This is a genomic window from Longirhabdus pacifica (genome assembly GCF_004115085.1).
Lineage (GTDB): Bacteria > Bacillota > Bacilli > Paenibacillales > DSM-105158 > Longirhabdus > Longirhabdus pacifica.
The window spans coordinates 190930-197134 of the sequence record NZ_QXJP01000007.1 but is presented as its reverse complement, the minus strand read 5'-3'; the positions used below and the strand labels follow the sequence as shown (position 1 = coordinate 197134).

The window sequence follows — 6205 nt, the reverse complement described above, 5'->3', positions numbered from 1 at the left end:
CTATGTGCACTGGTATAATCATATTCGAATTCATGGAACATTGGGCTACATGAGCCCTGTTCAATATAAACTAGCTGACCTTAAAAAAGTTGTCTAGCTTTCTGTTGACAATCCAAAGCAAGAAAGAGTGTATAATGTGATTCAGTATATTAATAAATATGGAATGGATTGGATGGAACAGCTAATAGAACATGAACTAGAAAAACCATTTCAGCATCAGCTTGTTTATGTGTAAAGCAATGTAAAACATAAAACATCTTTTAAATCCATGTCATCATCCATAAGCTATAAATTTTATATTAAAGGATGGATGAGTTGAGATTCATGTATGAGAGGGAGGAATTAGAATGAGTAAGTTGCAAATGAATGAAAGTATAATCGCAGATCCATCATTAGCGCATAACGGACACTTGAAAATTGGGTGGGTAAAAGCGCATATGCCAGTACTAAATAGTATAGTAACACAATTTGAGAAGGACCTTCCATTTAAGGGTTTGAAAGTTGCTATTTCTCTTCATTTAGAAGCTAAAACAGCTTATTTAGCAAAGGTAATTCATGCAGGTGGAGCAGAAGTTACGATTACTGGATCTAACCCTTTATCTACACAAGATGATGTGTGTGCAGCACTAGTGGAAGATGGTATAAGAGTATTCGCCAAATACAATCCTGATCCTAAAGAATATGAGCAACATCTACTAAATACATTAGAAACTAAACCTGATCTTATCATTGATGATGGTGGAGATCTAGTAAGCATATTACATTCGGATAGACAAGATTTGCTTGAAAACGTTCGCGGAGGAGCGGAAGAAACAACAACGGGAATTCTTCGCTTGAAAGCATTAGAAAAAGAAGGTAAATTGTCATTCCCAATGGTTGCCGTTAACGACGCTTACTGTAAATATTTGTTTGATAATCGTTATGGTACGGGACAGTCTGTTTGGGATGGTATTAATCGCACCACCAATCTAGTCGTAGCAGGAAAAACAGTCGTTGTTATTGGTTACGGTTGGTGTGGTAAAGGTGTGGCCATGCGTGCAAAAGGCCTTGGTGCTAAAGTTGTCGTGGCTGAAATTGATGGCATCAAAGCAATAGAAGCGTATATGGATGGTTTTGAAGTGATGCCAATGGCGGAAGCAGCTAAAGTGGGAGATTACTTTGTCACTGTAACGGGCAATCGTGATGTCATTCGAGGTGAGCATTACGAGGTAATGAAAGATGGTGCCATTTTAAGTAATGCAGGACATTTTGATATTGAAGTAAACAAAGATGAACTAGATGCTCTTTCCAAGCACAAAAAAACAGTGAGACACAATATAGAAGAGTATGAACTTCAAGATGGAAGAAAAATATATTTGCTCGCGGAAGGTAGATTGGTGAACTTAGCTGCTGGAGATGGTCATCCTGCTGAAATTATGGATATGACATTTGCTCTGCAAGCATTGTCACTGCAATATGCCAATGAAAATGCTAAACAATTAGGTTCAAAAGTAATTTCTGTTCCGTATGAAATTGATGAAAAAGTAGCTAGAATAAAATTACAGTCATTAGGAATCGGTATTGATTCGTTAACAGGAGAACAACAAGCATATTTAGATAGCTGGTCTCATTCTTAATGTTACTTTAACTTTGTTAAAACATTAAAATATACCGCTAATCATAAGAGGCAGAAATCACCACATCACCCCCTTTACTGCTGAGGCGTAAACTATAATTTCATTATTTCTTTATCATATATTTATTAAAAAAAAATAAAAAAAATTTCTGCACTTGCAGGAATTTTTTTTTTTATATAGAATTAAATTAATGATTAAGTGGTGAATAGTGGGTCAAAGTGGTAGAATTGGGGGAGACCAAAATGTTTATGGGGGAATATCATCATAGTGTGGATGACAAAGGCAGAATGATTATTCCTGCAAAATTTAGGGATACCCTTGGATCTACGTTCGTTATGACTCGCGGACTTGATCAATGTTTATTCATATATCCAAACGAAGAATGGAAACTACTAGAACAAAAATTAAAACAACTTCCATTAATGAAATCTGATGCAAGAGCTTTTACACGTTTCTTCTTTTCAGGTGCTACAGAATGCGAATTAGATAAACAGGGAAGAGTAAATATACCGAATAATCTAAGAGAACATGGAACGATACAAAGTAATGCAGTTGTTATTGGTGTTTCAAATCGTGTGGAAGTGTGGAGTAAAGAGATTTGGAATGATTACGCACAACAATCAGAAACATCATTTAATGAAATTGCTGAAAAACTGGTGGATTTTGATTTTTAACTTTGCTTTGTATTGCATGCAGTGAACCTGAACAGACATCGATATGATGGTAAAGTCTCCCCATCGTAGCTTAGCATTTTGCTAAGATGCAATGGAAAAATGGACTAACATCTTTGGAAATTACACATCACGCATATAGTTTTTTAAAAATAGGGGGATTATCTTTGTTTCATCACATTACAGTGTTAAAAGAAGAAGCAGTTGCTGGATTAAACATAAAACCTAACGGAATTTATATTGACTGTACTTTGGGCGGAGCTGGACATAGTGAACTGATTGCATCTCAGCTAAGTGAAGAAGGCTTACTGATTGGTTTAGACCAAGATGAGACCGCACTTGCCCATGCACAGCAAAAATTACAACCATATAAAGAGAAAGTGAAATTGATTAAAACAAATTTTAGTGCATTAGAGCAGGTGTTGCTTGAATTGCCCTATATACCAAAACAAAATGGAGTTCCACAAGTGGATGGTTGTTTATTTGATCTAGGTGTATCGTCTCCACAGCTAGACGAGGCAGAAAGAGGATTTAGTTATCAGCATGATGCTTCACTCGATATGAGAATGGATCGAAGTCAAAGTCTGTCGGCATATGACATCGTAAATAACTGGTCAGAGAAAGAGTTGGCCAACATCATTTTTAAATACGGCGAAGAAAAATTTTCAAGAAAGATAGCACGTCAAATCATTTCGCATCGAGAACAGCAAGCCATTGAAACTACACTACAACTAGTTGACATTATAAAAAATTCAATTCCTGCTGCGGCAAGGAGAACAGGACCACATCCTGCCAAACGTACATTTCAGGCTTTACGTATTGCAGTGAATGACGAATTAGGCGTTTTCGAATCTGCAATAGAACAAGCGATTACGTGTTTAGCTCCAGGGGGAAGAATTAGCGTTATTACTTTCCATTCATTGGAAGATAGAATTTGCAAGCAGTCCATTGCAAAATTTGTTGAACGGTGTACTTGTCCTCCGGATTTTCCTGTATGTACTTGTCAGAAAAATGCAGTGTTAAAACATATAAAAAGAAAACCTATACTACCAAGCGAACAAGAACTTACAGATAACCCTCGGGCAAGATCTGCGAAATTGAGGGTTGCAGAAAAAATATAACCGTATAGCAATGAAGATTGAAAATAACAGCAGGAAGGAGTGGTGAAAGTGCCAGCTTATTATGATGGGAATTTAGCTTTGAAAAAAGAAGAACCTAAAGTAAAATACCGTGAGACCAAAACGACCATTACTAGAAAACATGGACTGCCTATACGGGAGAAACTTTTATATTTGCTCGTTGTTGTTTTATGCTGTGCTATCGCTGGTTCAGTTGTTTGGAAATACAATGAAATCTATCAACTGAATTTATCGATGCAACAAATGCAACAAGAGATTGAACAGTTAAAGAAAGAATCAGCAACGTTAAAAATAGAGACGCAACAAATGCTAGCGCCTCAGTCTATGATTATGCTTGCGGAGTCAAAAGGAATGATCTACATGTATGATGAAGTAGAACAATTAATGGTAAATAATAATGAAAGTATATTAGCCTCCGTAAACAACGCAAATGAAGATGGAGCAGTTAGCAATGAATAGATGGAGTGAGTGGCGATGTTAAAAAAAGTAAAAGTGCGTTCATTGTTGCTAGGAGGGTTTATTACCCTCCTTTTTATTGCATTAATTAGCAAATTATATTGGCTGCAAGTCATTCAGGCTGATGAATTAATGGAAAAAGCGAGAATAAATTGGGAAACTAGTAATATTTTGAAGCCGGATAGAGGTACCATTTATGATAGAAACGATCAAATTTTAGCTGCAGATTTGACCGGATTTACGGTGGTTATTAACCCAGACAAAATTAATAAATCTGGCAGAGCAAATGAGATTACAGCTCTATTAGCAGATAAGTTGGAATATACACCTCAAGGAAGAGTAACCTTGCATGGGTACGTAACGAAAATGGTGAATGGAAAATATGTTCAACATCAAGAGATAGGGATGAAAGGGAAAAAAATAGACAAAGAAGTGAAGGAAGAGATTGAAACAGAATTGGCTATGCGCGGCATAACAGAAGGAGTAGCTTTTATTGAAGAAACAAAGCGTTATTATCCAAAGCAAGAACTTGCAGCACATGTAATAGGATATTACGACAAATATGACAACCCTGGTCTAGGAATAGAAGAACAATTTGATGATATTTTAAAAGGTGTACCTGGTTCCATCAGCTATAGGAAAGATAGATCTGGTATTGAACTTCCAGATCGAAGACTAGAATATACTCCTCCTGAGCACGGTCAATCCGTACGGTTGACGATTGACGAAAACATCCAATCTATTTTACAAGAGGCGATGGAACAATCGTTTTACGCCTATAGTCCACAAAGCATGACTGCTATCGCTGTGAATCCGCATACGCTAGAAGTGCTTGGAATGGCCAATTACCCAACCTTTGATCCTACTGAATATTGGAACATCGATAATTATAACAACCATGCTATCATGTCACAATACGAGCCTGGATCTACTTTCAAAATTGTTACGTTAGCTGCCGCCGTTGAAGAAGGAATATTTAATCCGAACGAAACATTTATGTCGGGTTCTATACTAGTTGGGAATAGAAGATTGCACGATCATAACTATGTAGGTTGGGGCGAAATAAGTTATTTAGAAGGTGTAAAGCGTTCTACTAACGTAGGTTTTGTTAAATTAGGTTATGAACAACTTGGAGCAGAGAAATTCAGACAGTACATTACAAACTTCGGTTTTGGAGACAGGACCAATATTGGTTTAAAAGGTGAGATTACTGGAGCCATTAGCTTTAGAGATAATATTGCTACAGAAATAGCTACTGCAACATACGGACAAGGAAGGGTAACCGTTACACCTATCCAGCAAATTGCTGCCATTTCAGCTATAGCCAATGGTGGGAAATTAATGAAGCCGTATATTGTAAAAGATATTATAGATTCAGAGACGAATGAAGTGATTGAAAGTTTTGATCCAGAAGAAGTAAGAACGGTCATCTCAGAAGAAACAGCACAAGAAGTAGGTAGTTATTTGGAAGGCGTCGTATCAGATCAAGAAGTCGGTACGGGAAGAATGGCATACATTGAAGGATATCGTATTGCAGGAAAGACAGGAACAGCCAATAAAGTTGTTGGTGGGGAGTACAAGGAAGGTGCTTATGTTATATCCTTCATTGGCTATGCACCCGTTGACGATCCTCAAATTGCAGTGCTAGTTATTGCAGATGAACCAGATATCCAAGGAGATTACCGCCGCGGTGGTGCAGTGGTTGGCCCTGTATTCAAAGAAATTATGCAGCGTAGTCTTCAATATTTAGAATTTGAACAGCAGGAAGATATTCAACAAGAGGTGAGTGATACAGAAACAAGTCAGACGATTTTAGTGCCAGATGTGCAAGAATTAGATGCCTACGCAGCAAAAAACGAAATAGAAATCGCAGGACTGAATGTTGAATTTATAGGAAATGGAAACAAAGTGTTGTCACAATCTCCTCAGCCTCAAACACAGTTGATAGCAAAGCAAACAGTATATTTGATTACACAGTCTGACTTTGTGCCAGATTTTACAGGAAAATCATTAAGAGATGCATTAGAGTTAAGCACAATCTTAGGTATTGAGGTTAAAATAGACGGGGAAGGATACGTATATAACCAGAGTATCACTTCTGATGTAAATCAAGATACGCAATTATTGTTGCAGCTTAAACCACATGATATGCCTATTCCAGAAGACGTGGATCAGGTGGACGAAGAAAACGGTGAAGAAAGTACAGACATAGAGCAAGATGAAAACGAATAGTCTTTAAGAACTGCTTGTTCTAACTTGTACCCCCATTGAATACGTTGATATAAATAAGACGTTGCAATCATTCAGATGGGGGAGGAGTGTC

At 37.2% G+C, this 6205-nt stretch carries 7 protein-coding genes; all 7 read left to right on the top strand.

The window, feature by feature from the left end:
* Positions 1 to 4: 4 nt before the first annotated feature.
* The 7 genes from D1Z92_RS17810 (at position 5) to D1Z92_RS07900 (ending at position 6114) form a co-directional block, all read left to right on the top strand.
* Complete coding sequence (locus D1Z92_RS17810) at positions 5 to 97, top strand: IS3 family transposase (protein WP_370741244.1); 93 nt, start codon at positions 5 to 7, stop codon at positions 95 to 97.
* Positions 98 to 127: 30 nt separating this feature from the next.
* Positions 128 to 235 carry a hypothetical protein gene (locus tag D1Z92_RS17960; RefSeq protein ID WP_276318869.1) on the top strand — a complete coding sequence of 36 codons (108 nt, stop codon included), beginning with the start codon at positions 128 to 130 and terminating at the stop codon, positions 233 to 235.
* 112 nt (positions 236 to 347) lie between these two features.
* Positions 348 to 1616: an adenosylhomocysteinase gene (locus tag D1Z92_RS07920; protein WP_128895120.1), complete on the top strand. Its 1269-nt coding sequence runs from the start codon at positions 348 to 350 to the stop codon at positions 1614 to 1616.
* A gap of 242 nt (positions 1617 to 1858) precedes the next feature.
* The gene (gene mraZ, locus D1Z92_RS07915) at positions 1859 to 2290 is read left to right on the top strand and encodes a division/cell wall cluster transcriptional repressor MraZ (protein ID WP_128895119.1); all 432 of its coding nucleotides are present in this window, start codon (positions 1859 to 1861) and stop codon (positions 2288 to 2290) included.
* A 164-nt stretch (positions 2291 to 2454) separates the two neighbouring features.
* On the top strand, positions 2455 to 3408 hold the full coding sequence (gene rsmH, locus D1Z92_RS07910) for a 16S rRNA (cytosine(1402)-N(4))-methyltransferase RsmH (protein ID WP_128895118.1): 954 nt from the start codon (positions 2455 to 2457) through the stop codon (positions 3406 to 3408).
* A 48-nt stretch (positions 3409 to 3456) separates the two neighbouring features.
* A complete protein-coding gene (locus D1Z92_RS07905) occupies positions 3457 to 3885 on the top strand; it encodes a cell division protein FtsL (RefSeq protein WP_128895117.1) in 429 nt (142 codons plus the stop codon).
* 15 nt (positions 3886 to 3900) lie between these two features.
* Positions 3901 to 6114, top strand: a complete 2214-nt coding sequence (locus D1Z92_RS07900; RefSeq protein ID WP_128895116.1) for a penicillin-binding protein — start codon at positions 3901 to 3903, stop codon at positions 6112 to 6114.
* Positions 6115 to 6205 lie beyond the last annotated feature (91 nt).